The sequence below is a fragment of the Enterococcus sp. C50 genome (assembly GCF_040887505.1).
GTDB classification, from domain to species: Bacteria; Bacillota; Bacilli; order Lactobacillales; family Enterococcaceae; genus Enterococcus_B; species Enterococcus_B thailandicus.
The window spans coordinates 551,036-567,041 of record NZ_JBFOFW010000001.1 but is presented as its reverse complement, the minus strand read 5'-3'; the positions used below and the strand labels follow the sequence as shown (position 1 = coordinate 567,041).

Annotated in this window: 15 protein-coding genes; 13 read left to right on the top strand and 2 right to left on the bottom strand. The window is 37.6% G+C overall.

Going from position 1 to position 16,006, the window contains the following annotated elements; genetic code table 11:
• Positions 1-3 precede the first annotated feature (3 nt).
• The 6 genes from galT (at position 4) to tsaD (ending at position 5,420) form a co-directional block, all read left to right on the top strand.
• Entirely contained in the window at positions 4-1,488 is a 1,485-nt protein-coding gene (gene galT, locus AB3I20_RS02455; RefSeq protein WP_285700805.1) for a UDP-glucose--hexose-1-phosphate uridylyltransferase, read from the top strand.
• A 28-nt stretch (positions 1,489-1,516) separates the two neighbouring features.
• Entirely contained in the window at positions 1,517-2,494 is a 978-nt protein-coding gene (locus AB3I20_RS02450) for a LacI family DNA-binding transcriptional regulator (protein WP_067484187.1), read from the top strand.
• 196 nt (positions 2,495-2,690) lie between these two features.
• Entirely contained in the window at positions 2,691-3,413 is a 723-nt protein-coding gene (gene tsaB / locus AB3I20_RS02445; RefSeq protein ID WP_368026891.1) for a tRNA (adenosine(37)-N6)-threonylcarbamoyltransferase complex dimerization subunit type 1 TsaB, read from the top strand.
• Positions 3,397-3,939 (top strand): ribosomal protein S18-alanine N-acetyltransferase, encoded by a 543-nt coding sequence (rimI, locus tag AB3I20_RS02440; protein WP_368026890.1) that lies wholly within the window; start codon positions 3,397-3,399, stop codon positions 3,937-3,939. Before tsaB ends, rimI (AB3I20_RS02440) begins: the two co-directional genes overlap by 17 nt.
• 6 nt (positions 3,940-3,945) lie before the next feature.
• Positions 3,946-4,413 (top strand): ribosomal protein S18-alanine N-acetyltransferase, encoded by a 468-nt coding sequence (gene rimI / locus AB3I20_RS02435; protein ID WP_067484420.1) that lies wholly within the window; start codon positions 3,946-3,948, stop codon positions 4,411-4,413.
• A complete protein-coding gene (gene tsaD / locus AB3I20_RS02430) occupies positions 4,410-5,420 on the top strand; it encodes a tRNA (adenosine(37)-N6)-threonylcarbamoyltransferase complex transferase subunit TsaD (protein WP_368026889.1) in 1,011 nt (336 codons plus the stop codon). The genes rimI (AB3I20_RS02435) and tsaD overlap by 4 nt, the downstream gene beginning before the upstream one ends.
• Positions 5,421-5,727: 307 nt before the next feature.
• Here tsaD and AB3I20_RS02425 read toward each other — a convergent pair whose 3' ends face one another.
• The gene (locus tag AB3I20_RS02425) at positions 5,728-6,438 is read right to left on the bottom strand and encodes a Crp/Fnr family transcriptional regulator (RefSeq protein WP_067484195.1); all 711 of its coding nucleotides are present in this window, start codon (positions 6,436-6,438) and stop codon (positions 5,728-5,730) included.
• A gap of 471 nt (positions 6,439-6,909) precedes the next feature.
• Between AB3I20_RS02425 and arcA the strand changes: the two genes are divergently transcribed.
• From arcA to argS, 4 genes are all read left to right on the top strand, one after another.
• The gene (gene arcA, locus AB3I20_RS02420; protein WP_067484197.1) at positions 6,910-8,139 is read left to right on the top strand and encodes an arginine deiminase; all 1,230 of its coding nucleotides are present in this window, start codon (positions 6,910-6,912) and stop codon (positions 8,137-8,139) included.
• A 116-nt stretch (positions 8,140-8,255) separates the two neighbouring features.
• Complete coding sequence (gene argF, locus AB3I20_RS02415) at positions 8,256-9,275, top strand: ornithine carbamoyltransferase (RefSeq protein WP_067484199.1); 1,020 nt, start codon at positions 8,256-8,258, stop codon at positions 9,273-9,275.
• 101 nt (positions 9,276-9,376) lie between these two features.
• On the top strand, positions 9,377-10,324 hold the full coding sequence (gene arcC, locus AB3I20_RS02410) for a carbamate kinase (protein WP_067484201.1): 948 nt from the start codon (positions 9,377-9,379) through the stop codon (positions 10,322-10,324).
• Positions 10,325-10,766: 442 nt separating this feature from the next.
• Positions 10,767-12,458: an arginine--tRNA ligase gene (gene argS / locus AB3I20_RS02405; RefSeq protein WP_368026888.1), complete on the top strand. Its 1,692-nt coding sequence runs from the start codon at positions 10,767-10,769 to the stop codon at positions 12,456-12,458.
• Between the two features lie 94 nt (positions 12,459-12,552).
• Here argS and AB3I20_RS02400 read toward each other — a convergent pair whose 3' ends face one another.
• Complete coding sequence (locus tag AB3I20_RS02400; protein ID WP_067484205.1) at positions 12,553-13,023, bottom strand: arginine repressor; 471 nt, start codon at positions 13,021-13,023, stop codon at positions 12,553-12,555.
• A 357-nt stretch (positions 13,024-13,380) separates the two neighbouring features.
• Here AB3I20_RS02400 and rpsB point away from each other — a divergent pair, with 357 nt between their 5' ends.
• The 3 genes from rpsB to pyrH all read left to right on the top strand — a co-directional run bounded on the left by rpsB (position 13,381) and on the right by pyrH (position 16,005).
• Positions 13,381-14,163, top strand: coding sequence for a 30S ribosomal protein S2 (gene rpsB, locus AB3I20_RS02395; protein WP_067484207.1), 783 nt, complete (start codon positions 13,381-13,383; stop codon positions 14,161-14,163).
• Between the two features lie 100 nt (positions 14,164-14,263).
• Positions 14,264-15,145, top strand: a complete 882-nt coding sequence (gene tsf, locus AB3I20_RS02390) for a translation elongation factor Ts (RefSeq protein WP_067484209.1) — start codon at positions 14,264-14,266, stop codon at positions 15,143-15,145.
• Between the two features lie 137 nt (positions 15,146-15,282).
• Positions 15,283-16,005 carry a UMP kinase gene (pyrH, locus tag AB3I20_RS02385; RefSeq protein ID WP_067484211.1) on the top strand — a complete coding sequence of 241 codons (723 nt, stop codon included), beginning with the start codon at positions 15,283-15,285 and terminating at the stop codon, positions 16,003-16,005.
• Position 16,006: the final 1 nt, after the last annotated feature.

Sequence of the window (16,006 nt, the reverse complement as noted above, 5' to 3'; positions counted from 1 at the left end):
ACAATGTCTATCAGTCAAACAATTTGTGACTTTGCAACGCTTTCGATTAGCTCCGGTGGCTTCATGGAAATGGATCGAATTTATCTTCAAAATCGATTATTAAGTTTGATAGGTGAAGAAGCGTTGACGGGAGAAGTCACACCACGTCCAGTAACAGTACCTGCAGTGGATTTGCTGGCAGAATTAGTCCAAGTAGCGAAAGACAATCAAGTCATTTCAGATTTGGCTGCAGAACAAGAAATGTTTGAAGCACAGCTAATGGATTTTTTGACTCCGCCGCCGTCTGTTGTTAATGCTTTTTTTGCACAACACTATGCCAACTCGCCAGAAGAAGCAACAGAATATTTCTTCCAGTTGAGTCAGCAAAACGATTACATCAAAACGCGTTCAATTGCTAAAAATATCCAGTTTCCAGTACAAACTGCTTACGGAGACCTTGAAATTACAATCAACTTATCGAAACCCGAAAAAGATCCAAAGCAAATTGCTGCGGAACGAGAAGCAGTGAAAGTAGACTATCCAAAATGTTTGCTTTGTATGGAGAATGAAGGGTATCGAGGACGTTTAAATTACCCTGCGAGAACAAATCATCGGATTATTCGAATGAACCTAGATGGCGAAAGCTGGGGATTCCAATATTCACCTTATGCGTATTACAATGAGCATTCAATTATTTTGTCAGAAATTCATCGTCCGATGCAAATCAATCAAGATACTTTCCGCCGCTTGTTACGAATTACGGAAGTATTGCCTCATTATTTTGTGGGATCGAATGCCGATTTACCAATTGTAGGTGGTTCTATTTTATCTCACGATCATTACCAAGCTGGACGTCATGAATTTCCAATGGCGAAAGCACCAATGGAACGCTTAATCAAATTAACTGATTACCCACAAGTCATTGCAGGAATTGTGAAGTGGCCAATGTCAGTGATTCGCCTTCAATCACCAGACAAAGAACTCCTTGTAGATGCGGCAACAACCATTTTAGAAAAATGGCAAGGTTACTCGGATGCATCTGTCGAAGTTTTGGCGCATTCTGCCGATGGGACAGCGCATCACACGATTACTCCGATTGCGCGTCGGAAAGATGACTACTTTGAACTAGATTTAGTGTTGCGCGACAATAATGTATCTGAAGAACATCCAGATGGGATTTTCCACCCACATAAAGACGTTCAGCACATCAAAAAAGAAAACATTGGCTTGATTGAAGTGATGGGGTTAGCCGTGTTACCTCCACGATTAAAAATGGAACTTGAAGAAGTGGAAAAATATTTGTTAAACGAAGAAAACAACTTAGCTGATTATCATCGTGAATGGGCAGATGAGTTGCGGGCAACTCACACAATCACAGCAGATCACGTAACTGAAATTGTGCAGGAAGCTGTTGGTCAAGTGTTCTTACGTGTGTTAGAAGATGCAGGCGTGTTTAAGCGGACAGAAGAAGGACAAGCGGCATTTGCTCGCTTTACTGATTATTTATAATTGATCCAGTGAGGAAGGAGGAAACATCATGGCAACAATTAAAGATATCGCGCAGCTAGCAGGTGTTTCTCCTGCGACTGTTTCAAGAGTATTGAATTATGATTCGGAACTTTCCGTAGGCTTAGCAACTAAACAGAAAGTTTTCGAGGCAGCCGAACAGTTAAACTATACGAAACATAAAAAAAACCTTCCAGCTAATCAAGCAACTTTGCGATTGATTCAATGGCATAATGAAAGTGAAGAGCTCGAAGATTTATATTATTTAGCCATTCGTCTTGGGATTGAGAAGAAAGCGGAAGAGTTGAATGTTGATTTGCTAAAGGAAACTTGGGATTCCATTAGCGAACGTGAAGTTGACGGAACGATTGCTGTCGGAAAGTTCGACTTGCAGCAACTGGCAGAGTTAGAAAAATCTCAACCAAAATTACTTTTAGTTGATTCTGATGGGACCGCAGTTGGGATTGACTCATTAACTGTCGATTTTTTTTCAAGTGTCCAAAAAGTTGTTGATTACTTTTTGTCATTAAATGCTAAAAAAATCGCAATGTTAACGGGGAAAGAATATACAAAAAAAAATCGGCAATTGTTGAATGATCCAAGAAGACTTGCTTTTGAACAAATCATGGTTAGTGAGCAACAAGAACCCTTTGCCATAATCGAAGCTGATTTTTCGGTTGAGGCAGGTTACTCAGCAATCAAACAATTTTTAGCCGAAACAAGTGAAAAGCCAGATGCTCTATTTGCAGCAAACGATGCATTAGCAATTGGTGCATTAAAAGCGATTCAAGAGAGTGGCTATCGTGTGCCTAAGGATATTGCAGTTATCGGATTTAATGACAGCAGCGTAGCTAAATATGTGACACCTGCATTATCAACGATAAAAGTTTACACTGAATGGTTAGGGGAGATTGCTGTTGAAACGATTTTACAATTGATCCAGACAGAAGCTCCCGTTCCAAGAAAAATCGTTGTTGGTACAGACTTGATTGTGCGAGAATCAGCGTAACAATCAAGTGAAATGATACCGATCAAAACTAGCGGAATTTTTGTAAGAACCTACTTATCAAGCAATGCTTGTATCAGACGACATTGCTTATGGTTCTTATGAGGCTACGCTAGTTTTTTTGTTGTTATCTCAGATTAGGTTTCCGCTAAAAATGTGCTACAATAAGAAACGATAGTTAATGGAAAGGAATCAAAACATGATTACATTAGGAATTGATACAGCAAACCAAACTTTGGCTATAGGTGTCGTGGAGAACGATGTAGTTCTTGGACAAATTCAAACGAACATCAAACGAAACCATAGCATTACGTTGATGCCAGCAATTGATCAATTATTTGCAGATCTACAATTGGAGCCATCAGCGATTGATCGTATCGCAGTTTCTGACGGACCAGGTTCATACACTGGTCTAAGAATAGGCGTGACGACTGCGAAAACTTTAGCCTATACACTAAAGAAAGAATTGGTAGGTATCTCTAGTTTGAAAACAGTCGCAGCTAACTGTGTGAATGTGGAAGGTGTGATTGTGCCACTCTTTGATGCGAGACGTAAAAATGTTTATGCGGGCGCCTATCAATGGAAAGAAAATCAGCTAGAAACATTGATTGAAGACAAGCATTCCTCATTAGTCGATCTACTCACAGAATTAAAAACACTTGAACAATCAATTTATTTTGTTGGTAGTGATTGCCAAAAATTTGAAACAGAATTAAACGAAGTTTTACCAGAAGTAACAATCAATTTGATTCCTCAATGGGATATCCCAAATGGAACTGTGCTGGCAAATTTAGGAGCACAAGCTGTCCCTGTCTCTGATGTTCAAGCATTCTTACCACGGTATTTGAAAAAGGTAGAAGCTGAAGAAAAATGGCTAGAAACTCATACGCCTGGAGCCGAAAGCTATGTTGAAAAAATTTAAGCAAATAACGAAACATTTGTTCCGAGAATCGTCTTTTTATCCTGCTAAAGAGCTAGAAGTAAATCAAGATACCTATCAAATACGCCAATTGACGACAGCAGACATCAAAGATTTGTTGACAGTCGAGCGAGAAGTTTACCTTGGTGAACTACCTTGGACGCGGAGTGCATTTTTATCTGAATTTCGTTCTCCTTTGGTTCACTTGTATCTGGGCGTCTTTATTAATGAGGAATTAGTGGGATTTATCGGTTCACGAATCATTGGAACAGATTGTCATATTACAAATATCGCCTTGATGTCTCGCTATCAGCGAAAAAGCATTGGCTCGTTCTTAATTGACGAAATAGAAAAGTTTGCTATAATGAATCGCTGTGAGACTCTTTCGTTAGAAGTTCGCGTAGGCAATCGTGATGCGCAAAAGTTGTACCGAAAGCTGGGCTTTCAATCAAGAACCATCAAAAAAGGGTATTATACTGAAAACAATGAAGATGCCTTAGATATGGTAAAAATTTTAGAAAAAGAGTGAAGAATGTTGATTTATCAAAAAGCAGCATTTGATTACAATGACTTGGCAGAAAAACTCTGGTTGATTAGTAATCAGGCATATACACACGGTTCACCATGGACAAAAACACAATTTTTAACAGATTTACAGCAACCTCATACAGATTATTTGATAGCGATTGAAGCAAACGAAATCGTTGGCTTCTTAGGTTTTAGCCGTGTGGTTGATGAAGTTGAAATTACCAATATTGCAGTAAATTTAACCTCACAAGGAAAAGGTCATGCACGACAATTACTGAAAGCATTAATTCAGCAAGAAAAAGCAAATGATGTGTTTCAAGTTTTTCTAGAAGTTCGTAAATCAAATGAACGGGCAAAATGTCTGTATGAATCAGAAAAATTTCGAGTATTGGGTATTCGTAAATCTTATTACCAACAACCGGTAGAAGATGCCTTTATTATGAGTACCAAGTTAAAGACGGAGACGATGAAATGAATAGAGAATTGATTCTTGCGATTGAATCAAGTTGTGACGAAACAAGTGTTGCTGTTGTAGAAAATGGCACGAAAATCTTGTCGAATATTGTCGCATCACAAATAAATAGTCATAAACGATTTGGTGGCGTTGTACCAGAAGTTGCTAGTAGACACCACGTAGAACAAATCACACTTTGTATAGATGAAGCTTTGGCTGAAGCGGAGGTAACAGTAGCTGAACTTTCAGCGGTCGCAGTTACTTACGGACCAGGATTAGTTGGTTCTTTATTAATTGGTATTTCTGCTGCTAAAGCATTTGCATGGGCAAATAACTTACCTTTGGTCCCCGTTAATCACATGGCAGGTCATATCTATGCTGCACGCTTTGTTAAACCGTTTAAATTTCCGCTAATCGCCTTGCTAGTTAGTGGTGGGCATACGGAACTGGTTTATATGCAAGAAGATGGTTCTTATGAAATTATTGGGGAAACACGGGATGATGCAGCTGGTGAAGCGTATGATAAAGTTGGACGCGTCCTCGGATTAAGTTATCCAAGTGGAAAAGAAATTGATGAATTAGCGCATCATGGAAAAGATAATTATCATTTTCCAAGGGCGATGATCCATGAAGCAAACTATGATTTTAGTTTTAGTGGATTGAAAAGTGCGTTCATCAACTTAGTTCATAATGCAGAACAGCGTGGGGAAGAGCTAGATAAAAATGACTTAGCGGCTAGCTTTCAAGCAAGTGTTGTTGAAGTGCTAGTGACCAAAACATTACGAGCATGTAAAGAATTTCCAGTGAAACAATTAGTTGTTGCTGGGGGCGTTGCTGCTAATCAAGGGCTTCGTGAAGGATTAGCGACAGCTTTAGCGAAAGAATTGCCAGAAGTTGAATTGATTATCCCACCACTGCGTTTATGTGGGGATAATGCAGCGATGATTGGGGCAGCAGCCCATGTTGAACGGCAAAAGGGAACCGCTGCTGATTTGCAATTGAATGCAAATCCTAGCTTGGTTTTGTAAAAACGGCTTGCTAGGTAAAGAAGAGTTTGTAGAGGAAATGCCCCGCTCGAATAAATAAGGATAAATTACCAGAAATTGTTTCTCGAATTTTTGAGTAAGTTGGACTTATTTTGAAGAAGTTATTTCTTGAACACTGAGGATAAGCCTATGGCGCAAAACGTTTAGCTTTAAGTAATAAGGAATCTTTTCTAAAAACAGCTTTCCATATTTTTGTGAAAAGAGGACTTATTACTGAAGAAGTTTCTTTGAAAATACCGCTTATTAGAAAAAAGGAGATGCGACATTTTGTCGCATCTCCTTTTTTCTTTTACTCATTAGCATCTCGCAATGCAGGAGTTACAGCTGTTTTGCAAAAGGTAAATTGTTTTTTTCGATAATCAAGTAACCCGCTGTCACGTAATTGTTTGATGACTTGTCCAGCAGTTTCTCTGGTAGTTCCGCTATTAACAGCTAACTCTTTTAAAGTGATTGGGTAGGGGATACAAATGTGTCCATCTTCTGTTGGAACACCAAGTTCTTCTTTTAAAATAAATAAATTTTGCTTCACTCGATCAAAGGCGCTGGAAGTTAATCCAATTTGAATTCGTAATTCGTGCATCTCGACAACTTTTGAAATTTTATGGATAAGTGCAATCAATTGTTCAGAATTATTTCGCGCAAGTTTTTCATAAAAGCTAACAGGTAAGTAAAAGGTATCAATATCCGTCATTGCTTGTGCGGTGTAAGCGTAAGCTTGTGCTTCAAAAATTCCCGCCATAGGAAATAATGTGTTTGCATTTACATAGTCATAATAGTAATAAGTGGCACTTTCATCATAGCGTTCAAGACGAACGAGTCCTTTCGTTAAAATATAAAAGCGTTGACGCTCGTCGCCTTCATCAAAAAGGATTTGGCCCTTTTTGTAGGAACGAAGGACGGTATGTTCCTTAATCAATTGAAATTCTTCGTCAGTAAAATGCATGAAGTCTGGTTGGTATCTTAACTTGGAAAAATGGTAATCAATTTTAGTTATTCGCATGTCAAACCTCTCTCCTTATTTCTTCACTACTACTATTGTCCCGTTTTTCACTTGATTTGTAAAGATAAAGAAATAACGATAATTATAAGCAGTTTTGGTAGAGTAAAAAAATTTTTTGTTATTAAAGAAAAAATATTCATTAATAATCAGCTTAAATGAATATTAGGCGATTTGTTTATAATATATTGCATAAAAAATGCAATTAATACATAAGTAAACGCTAACAACGCTATTAATTCAATAATTTTTTTATATTCAGAAATATTTTTTTCATGAATAAATATTTTTTTTCGAGTGTTTTTGTCTGTAAAGAATGAATAAAACTTAATAAAATGAAGAAAAACGTTTAATTATTTAATAACGGAATATTAACGTGAAGAATCTCTCGTTTTGAATGCAAAGAAATTATGAAAAGGGTTACAAAATGACGATATTCTATACATGTAATCAAAACGAAGGAGGCAACACAACATGGATAAACCAATTCACGTTTTCTCTGAAATAGGGAAGTTAAAAACCGTTTTATTAAAACGGCCTGGACAGGAAGTTGAAAACTTGACACCAGATATTATGGACCGTCTATTATTTGATGACATTCCGTATCTTCCGATTGCTCAAGAGGAACATGACTTATTTGCTAAGACGTTACAAAATGAAGGCGTTGAAACACTTTATTTAGAAAAACTCGCTGCAGAAGCAATTGATGCAGGCAATGTGAAAGAGCAATTCCTAAACAAAATGTTAGACGAATCGCACATTGCATCAAATGCTGTGAGAGATGGTCTTCATGAGTTCCTTCTATCAATGGAAACACAAGAAATGGTAGATAAAATTATGGCAGGTGTTCGTACGAAAGACATCGAAGTTCGTTCAAACAGTTTGTACGACTTGTCAGCAGACGATGAATATCCATTCTACATGGATCCAATGCCAAACCTATACTTTACAAGAGATCCATCCGCATCAATCGGAAATGGGATGACTGTAAACCGTATGACTTTTGAAGCACGTCGTCGTGAGTCAATGTTCACGGAATATATTTTGAACCATCACCCACGCTTTGCAAATAAAGGTGTTGAAGTTTGGTTAGATCGTGATACTACTGAACACATTGAAGGCGGAGATGAATTAGTCTTAAGTGACAAAGTTGTCGCAGTAGGGATTTCACAAAGAACCAACGCGAAAGCTTTGGAAACAATGGCACGTCGCTTATTTGCTAAAAATTCAGGATTTGAAAAAGTGCTAGCAATCAAGATTCCGAATAATCGTGCCATGATGCATTTGGATACAGTGTTTACCATGGTTGACTATGATAAATTCACAATTCATCCAGCTATTCAAAGTAAAAACGGAAAAATCGATGTCTTTACAATCGTTCCAGATGGTGATGACATCAAGATCACTCATTCTGATGATCTACATGCAACATTGAAAGATGCTTTAGGATTAGATGATCTAGTCTTGATCCCAACTGGTAATGGCGATGCAATCGTTGCTCCACGTGAACAATGGAATGATGGCTCAAATACTTTAGCTATTGCACCAGGTGTGGTTGTCACTTATAACCGTAACTATGTATCAAATGAATTACTAAGAAGCTACGGCATCAAAGTGTTGGAAATCAATTCAAGTGAATTGTCTCGTGGCCGTGGTGGTCCACGTTGCATGAGCCAACCGCTTGTACGTGAAGATTTGAAATAAGTTTGAGTATTCCAGCGACGGTCCTACTCTACTGTCAGCTGTCGCTGGAATTTCCTCTTAAATCAATGAAATTCCGTCTTAAATTATAAAAACAAACTAAAGGAGAATGTTTTATTATGAAAGAATCAGTATTTCAAGGAAGAAGCTTATTAGCAGAAAAAGATTTTACTAAAGAAGAGTTACAATATTTAATTGATTTCTCTCAACATTTAAAAGATTTGAAAAAACGTGGAATTCCACATCATTATTTAGAAGGCAAAAACATTGCCTTATTATTTGAAAAAACTTCTACACGTACACGTGCAGCTTTTACAACTGCAGCTGTTGACTTAGGCGCTCATCCAGAATACTTAGGTGCAAATGATATCCAATTAGGTAAAAAAGAATCAACAGAAGATACAGCTAAAGTCTTGGGTAGTATGTTTGACGGTATTGAATTCCGTGGCTTCAGCCAAAAAATGGTTGAAGAACTTGCTGAATTCTCAGGTGTTCCAGTTTGGAATGGTTTAACTGACGAATGGCATCCAACACAAATGATCGCCGATTTCTTAACCATCCAAGAAAACTTCGGAAAAGTTGAAGGAATCACTGTTGCTTACTGTGGTGATGGCCGTAACAACATGGCAAACTCATTATTAGTAACTGGTGCTATTCTAGGAACAAATATGCGTATCGTTGCACCAAAAGAACTACAACCAGAAGAAGAAATCGTGAAATTAGCAGAAGGCTTTGCAGCTAAATCAGGTGCAAAACTAATGATTACTGACGATGTTGATAAAGGTGTTGACGGCGTTGACGTACTTTATTCAGACGTATGGGTATCAATGGGTGAAGAAGACAAATTTGAAGAACGTATCAAATTGTTGAAACCTTACCAAATCAACATGGAAATGGTTGAAAAAACACATAACACAGATCGCTTGATCTTCTTGCATTGCTTACCAGCATTCCATGACACAAACACTGTGTATGGTGAACAAATGAAAGAACGCTTCGGTATTACTGAAATGGAAGTAACTGATGAAGTCTTCCGCAGCAAATATGCACGTCAATTTGAACAAGCTGAAAACCGTATGCACTCAATTAAAGCAATTATGGCTGCAACATTAGGCAACTTGTTTATCCCTCGCGTTTAATAAACCACATTCATCTCATGTACAAAACGAGGCAGAGGACGCAAGTACTTGCTGCCTCGTTTTGTCATTGATTAACATTGTCTGAAGAAAGGGCGAATAATATGGCAAATCGAAAAGTTGTTGTCGCTTTAGGCGGTAACGCAATTTTATCAACTGATGCAAGTGCAAAAGCACAACAAGAAGCATTGATGGAAACAGCAAAATACTTAGTAAAATTTATTGAACAAGGTGACGAGTTGATTATTTCTCATGGGAATGGTCCACAAGTCGGTAACTTATTGATCCAACAACAAGCAGCTGATTCTGAAAAAACACCAGCGATGCCATTAGACACTTGTGTTGCAATGACTGAAGGTTCTATTGGTTATTGGTTACAAAATGCAATGGGTGAAGTATTGAAACAAAAAGGAATTGATAAAGATGTTGTATCTTTAGTCACGCAAGTTATCGTAGATGAAAACGATCCGTCTTTCAAAAACCCAACAAAACCAATTGGTCCGTTCTATTCAGAAGAGGAAGCTACTGCACAAATGAAAGCAGATTCAAACGTAACGTTTAAGGAAGATGCTGGTCGTGGTTGGCGTAAAGTAGTTGCTTCGCCAAAACCAATTTCAATCAAAGAAGCACGTGTAATTGAAGCATTGGTTGATCAAGGCGTAGTTACTGTTTCTGTTGGTGGCGGTGGTATTCCGGTAGTTGAAACAGCCACTGGTTTAGAAGGTCGCGAAGCGGTAATCGATAAAGACTTTGCTTCAGAAAAATTGGCAGAAATCATTGATGCCGATTTATTGATTGTTTTAACTGGTGTGGACAATGTTTATGTGAACTATCAAAAACCGGACCAAAAGAAATTGGAAACTGTAACTATTTCAGAAATGAAACAATATATCAGTGAAGATCAATTTGCTCCTGGTAGCATGCTGCCAAAAGTTGAAGCAGCTATTCAATTTGTAGAAGCTCGACCAAATGCAAAAGCAATCATCACTTCTTTAGAAAACATTGAAAACTTACTAGCTTCTGAAGAAGGAACGATTGTTGTTGCTGATTAATTTGTTAAGTCTTTCGTGTAAACGAAATGATTTATAGCTATTCTTGCCCAGGTGGAGTTTCTTCTCCTTTAGACCATCTGGGCAGTTTTTTTTATAAAGGAGCTAGCCAGAAATGTTTTTTTCTGCTATAATTCAAAGCAGTTTAATACTTTTATGATTTGTTGAACAAGAGAGTACTTGTGCTGATTCTTGCTGAGCGAGTTCGGATGATTGGTGGGAGCCGAATGAAGAAGACACAACGAAGCGCACTTGGAGAATTTCTGTCTTTGAGTTAATCAAAGCGGACGGTCATCTACCGATAGCAGATTGAGTAGGTCTTGATGTATAAGACAACTGGAGTGGTACCGCGGGTAATCTCGTCTCTAGTAATCACAGTGATTGTGATTGCTAGGGACTTTTTTTATTGTCTTCAACAATCATGGAAAATTTAGGAGGAACTTAGATGAATAACAAAGACTTAGTTGCAAAAGCCGTTTATGATGTAGTGAAAGACGACTTGACACTTGAACAAGTACAACAATTATTAGAAAATCCAAAATCAGCGGATCATGGTGACGTCGCTTTTCCAGCTTTTTCATTGGCGAAAATCTACCGTAAAGCACCACAACAGATTGCAGCAGATTTAGCTGAAAAAATTGCACCAGAAAACTTTGAAAAAATTGAAGTTGTTGGACCTTATTTAAACTTCTTTATGAACAAAGAAGCAATCAGTCAAGCTGTACTTGAAGCAGTAGTTGAACAACAAGCACATTATGGTGATAGCACAATTGGCAATCAAGGTACAGTACCAATCGACATGTCCTCACCAAATATTGCAAAACCAATCTCAATGGGACATCTACGTTCAACAGTTATTGGAAACTCCATTGGGTTTATTTTAGAAAAAATTGGGTATCAACCCATTCGAATCAATCACTTAGGTGACTGGGGAACTCAATTTGGTAAATTGATCGTTGCCTATAAAAAGTGGGGGTCAGAAGAAGCAGTCAAAGCTGAGCCAATCAATGAATTGTTGCGTCTTTACGTGAAGTTCCATGAAATAGCTGAAACTGAGCCAGAATTAAATGATGAAGCACGTTCATGGTTTAAACGCTTAGAAGAAGGCGACACAGAAGCTATTGAATTATGGCAATGGTTCCGTGATGAATCAATGAAAGAATTCAATAAAATCTATGATTTATTAGAAGTTCGTTTTGATTCATTGAACGGTGAGGCATTTTATAACGATAAGATGGACGAAGTCGTTGAACTTTTAGAAGAAAAACACCTATTAAAAGAAGACAAAGGTGCAGAAATCGTTGATTTAGCTAGTTACGATTTAAATCCTGCTTTGATCAAAAAATCAGATGGCGCGACACTGTATATCACTCGTGACTTAGCTGCGGCACTTTACCGCAAACGTACGTATGATTTTGCCCAATCACTATATGTTGTTGGGAATGAACAAAGTTATCACTTCAAACAATTAAAAGCTGTCTTGAAAGAACTTGGTTTTGACTGGTCAGATGAAATGCACCACATCCCATTTGGCTTGATCACTCAAGGTGGTAAAAAATTATCAACACGTAAAGGGAAAATCGTTTTACTTGAAGAAGTATTAAACGAAGCAATCGATTCTGCAAAAGAACAAATCAGTGAAAAAAATCCAGACTTGGAAAACAAAGACATTGTTGCCAAACAAGTTGGGGTTGGTGCAGTAATTTTCCATGATTTGAAAAATGATCGTTTGAATACATTTGACTTCAACTTAGAAGAGGTTGTACGTTTCGAAGGTGAAACAGGTCCGTACGTTCAATACACACATGCTCGTGCAATGAGCTTGCTAGAAAAAGCAAACTTTGTTCCATCAGCTGATGCACATTATGCACTAAATGATGATAGCAGTTGGGAAGTAATCAAGTTGGTTCAAAAATATCCAGAAACTGTTTTATCTGCTGGTGAAAAATATGAGCCTTCAATTATTGCAAAACATGCAATCAAATTAGCTCAAGCATTTAACAAATACTATGCACATACAAAGATTTTGGCTGATGATGGTCAAAAAGAATCTCGTTTAGCATTAGTTTATGCAGTAGCTGTTCTATTAAAAGAAGATTTACGTTTACTTGGTTTACACGCACCAGACAAAATGTAATTGAAACGGATTCCGTTTAGTTAAAGACAAAAATAAAAAGCAGCAGACTCAAATGAAAAGTTTGAAGTCTGTTGCTTTTTTTATTTTATAGTTATCAATGTAATAAGTGCTCTTTAAAATACAGTTCAATTTTTTTTGCATCTTCTTCTGATTCAGAAAGGACGATGACCGTGTCAAATCCGGCAATCGTGCTGAGCATGTGTGGTGGCTTGATATCATCTAAAATGGAAGCAAATAAATGCGCATTGTCTGGTAAAGTACCGATAATTGTCAAAAAGTGGACACGTTCGACTTTTAGTACGATTTCTTCAATCATCCGAATTAAGCGTTGTTCTTCTTCATTTTTTGTTTCGTCATCGTCTTCACCATGAAATAAAACAAAACGGGGAAGACCATCAGCATCAGGTACCTTAACGATTTTCAAATCACGGATGTCGCGAGAAATTGTTGCTTGCGTTGCAGTTACCTGATAGTCACCTAATCTAGTTAATAAATCTTCTTGTGTTCGAATGGGAAACTCTTCAATAATTTGTTTAATCAATAAATGTCGGTCGGCTTTTCGCATCGTTTTCTCCTTTACAAAAGATTTCATCCGTATCATAACAAAAAAAGTTAAAATTGCCCACCCGCATTTTCTTTTTTGAATCAAAAGAGTTAGAGAAGATGGAGAACAGAAAATTCAAGTGAAAATAAGAATTTTACTTGAAAAAAACAAATTGTTCCGTTAAACTAATGAATGTTGAGCAGAAAACTCTTTTTCTTATTGCTATAGGTAAAATTTATCTGTATAATAACTAAGGATGCTTTTTGCATCAATAAATCCACATTTTTGTTGGATTGTCAGTAGGTGCTTGCAAAAGTTTGCTGGCAAGTTTGAAGACAAGAAGAGGAAAATAAAAAACCTAATTGGAGGAAACACAAAATGGCAGTAATTTCTATGAAACAATTACTAGAAGCCGGCGTACACTTTGGTCACCAAACACGTCGCTGGAACCCAAAAATGAAGAAATATATCTTCACAGAAAGAAACGGTATCTACATTATTGACTTACAAAAAACAGTTAAATTAGTAGATGCAGCTTATGACTACATGAAAAACGTTGCTGAAGAAGGCGGCGTAGCATTATTCGTAGGTACTAAAAAACAAGCACAAGAAGCAATCAAAGAAGAAGCAACTCGTGCAGGTCAATACTTTGTAAACCACCGTTGGTTAGGTGGAACTTTAACTAACTGGGATACAATCCAAAAACGTATTAGCCGCTTGAAACAAATCAATGCAATGGAAGCTGATGGAACTTTTGAAGTTCTACCTAAAAAAGAAGTTGCTGGTTTGAACAAAGAGCGCGAACGTCTTGAAAAATTCTTAGGTGGTATCGCTGATATGCCAAGAATCCCAGATGTAATGTACATCGTTGACCCTCGTAAAGAACGTATTGCTGTTCAAGAAGCTCATAAATTAAATATCCCAATCGTAGCTATGGTTGATACAAACTGCGATCCAGATGAAATCGACGTAGTAATCCCTTCAAACGACGATGCAATTCGTGCCGTTAAATTGATCACTTCAAAAATGGCTGATGCATTTATCGAAGGAAACCAAGGTGAAGACCAAGTGGTTGAAGAAGATTTTGTAGCAGAAAACAATGCAACATCAATCGAAGAAATCGTTGATGTCGTTGAAGGCGACAACTCTTCAGCAGAATAATTTTTGAATGATGGAGCTGTTTCAAAGGCTAGGCGACAAGCCTCACTCTCCTTTGAAACAGCTTTTTTTAAAGAAAAACACTACTTAGGAGGACTATAAAATGGCAGACGTTACAGCTAAAATGGTAAAAGAACTACGCGACATGACTGGCGTAGGTATGATGGATGCGAAAAAAGCATTAGTAGAAGTAGAAGGCGATATTGAAAAAGCAGTTGATCTTTTACGCGAAAAAGGAATGGCTAAAGCAGCTAAGAAAAATGACCGTATTGCAGCTGAAGGTTTAGCAGCAGTTGCTGTTAAAGGGAACACTGCAGCAATCGTTGAAGTTAACTCAGAAACTGACTTCGTTTCTAAAAACGAAATGTTCCAAGACTTAGTAAAAGAAATTGCAGAATTAGTTGCTGAACACAAACCAGCTGACATGGAAGCTGCAATGCAAATCAAAACTGAAAAAGGCACAATTGAATCTGAATTAATCGAAGCTACACAAGTTATCGGTGAAAAAATCAGCTTCCGTCGTTTTGAAGTAGTTGAAAAAGAAGATAACGCTGCATTCGGTGGTTACTTACACATGGGTGGACGTATCGCTGTATTGACAGTTTTAGATGGCACAACTGATGATTCAGTTGCTCGTGACGTTGCTATGCACGTTGCTGCTATCAATCCTCGTTATGTAAACGAATCACAAATTCCTGCTGAAGAATTAGAACATGAAAAAACTGTTCTAACTGAACAAGCATTAAACGAAGGTAAACCTGCTAACATCGTTGACAAAATGGTGGAAGGCCGCTTGAAGAAATTCAAAGCAGAAATCGCTTTGGTTGACCAACCTTTCGTTAAAGATCCTGACATGACTGTTGAAAAATTTGTAGCTTCTAAAGGCGCAACTGTTCAATCCTTTGTTCGTTTTGAAGTTGGCGAAGGTATCGAAAAACGTGAAGATAACTTTGTAGAAGAAGTTATGAGCCAAGTGAAAAAATAATTCTGTTGAATAACAGATGGGAACGCACACTATTGTGCGCTCCCTTTTTTTAGGCAAATGCCAAAAAATGTAAGCATTTAATGGCTAAATCAACTAATTATGGTAAAATGGCAATAGAAAACATTGGAGGAATGAACATGGTCACACCAAAATATCAACGTGTAGTCTTAAAATTAAGTGGTGAAGCTTTAGCTGGAGATGAAGGATTTGGGATTAAACCTCCAGTCATTAAAGAAATTATTCAAGAAATCAAAGAAGTCCACGAGTTAGGCGTTGAAATGGCAATCGTTGTAGGAGGCGGAAACATCTGGCGCGGACAAACGGGTGCTCAAATGGGTATGGAACGTGCACAAGCTGATTACATGGGCATGTTAGCGACTGTTATGAACGCTTTAGCCTTACAAGATACATTAGAAAACGTTGGTGTACCGACACGTGTACAAACTTCGATCGAAATGCGTCAAATCGCAGAACCATACATTCGTCGTAAAGCAGAACGTCATTTAGAAAAAGGCAGAATTGTTATTTTTGCTGGTGGTACAGGTAATCCTTACTTCTCAACAGACACAACAGCAGCGTTGCGCGCAGCTGAAATTGGTGCTGATGTTATTTTAATGGCTAAAAACAATGTAGACGGTGTTTATTCTGCAGATCCAAAAATTGATGCAAATGCAGTTAAGTTTGAAGAACTAACTCACTTGGAAGTTATTGCTAAAGGATTGCAAGTAATGGATTCAACAGCAAGCTCATTAAGTATGGATAATGATATCCCATTAGTTGTCTTCAATCTAAATGAACATGGAAATATTCGCCGAGCAATTTTAGGTGAAAATATCGGAACTACCGTAAGGGGGAAATAAA

What these genes read in the sequence shown, in the direction of transcription:
- pyrH (WP_067484211.1), top strand. Translation starts at nt 15,283, where the DNA reads ATGGTCACACCAAAATATCAACGTGTAGTCTTAAAATTAAGTGGTGAA.
- AB3I20_RS02450 (WP_067484187.1), top strand. Translation starts at nt 1,517, where the DNA reads ATGGCAACAATTAAAGATATCGCGCAGCTAGCAGGTGTTTCTCCTGCG.
- arcA (WP_067484197.1), top strand. Translation starts at nt 6,910, where the DNA reads ATGGATAAACCAATTCACGTTTTCTCTGAAATAGGGAAGTTAAAAACC.
- tsaD (WP_368026889.1), top strand. Translation starts at nt 4,410, where the DNA reads ATGAATAGAGAATTGATTCTTGCGATTGAATCAAGTTGTGACGAAACA.
- galT (WP_285700805.1), top strand. Translation starts at nt 4, where the DNA reads ATGTCTATCAGTCAAACAATTTGTGACTTTGCAACGCTTTCGATTAGC.
- argF (WP_067484199.1), top strand. Translation starts at nt 8,256, where the DNA reads ATGAAAGAATCAGTATTTCAAGGAAGAAGCTTATTAGCAGAAAAAGAT.
- rpsB (WP_067484207.1), top strand. Translation starts at nt 13,381, where the DNA reads ATGGCAGTAATTTCTATGAAACAATTACTAGAAGCCGGCGTACACTTT.
- tsf (WP_067484209.1), top strand. Translation starts at nt 14,264, where the DNA reads ATGGCAGACGTTACAGCTAAAATGGTAAAAGAACTACGCGACATGACT.
- argS (WP_368026888.1), top strand. Translation starts at nt 10,767, where the DNA reads ATGAATAACAAAGACTTAGTTGCAAAAGCCGTTTATGATGTAGTGAAA.
- AB3I20_RS02425 (WP_067484195.1), bottom strand. Translation starts at nt 6,438, where the DNA reads ATGCGAATAACTAAAATTGATTACCATTTTTCCAAGTTAAGATACCAA.
- tsaB (WP_368026891.1), top strand. Translation starts at nt 2,691, where the DNA reads ATGATTACATTAGGAATTGATACAGCAAACCAAACTTTGGCTATAGGT.
- AB3I20_RS02400 (WP_067484205.1), bottom strand. Translation starts at nt 13,023, where the DNA reads ATGCGAAAAGCCGACCGACATTTATTGATTAAACAAATTATTGAAGAG.
- arcC (WP_067484201.1), top strand. Translation starts at nt 9,377, where the DNA reads ATGGCAAATCGAAAAGTTGTTGTCGCTTTAGGCGGTAACGCAATTTTA.
- rimI (WP_368026890.1), top strand. Translation starts at nt 3,397, where the DNA reads ATGTTGAAAAAATTTAAGCAAATAACGAAACATTTGTTCCGAGAATCG.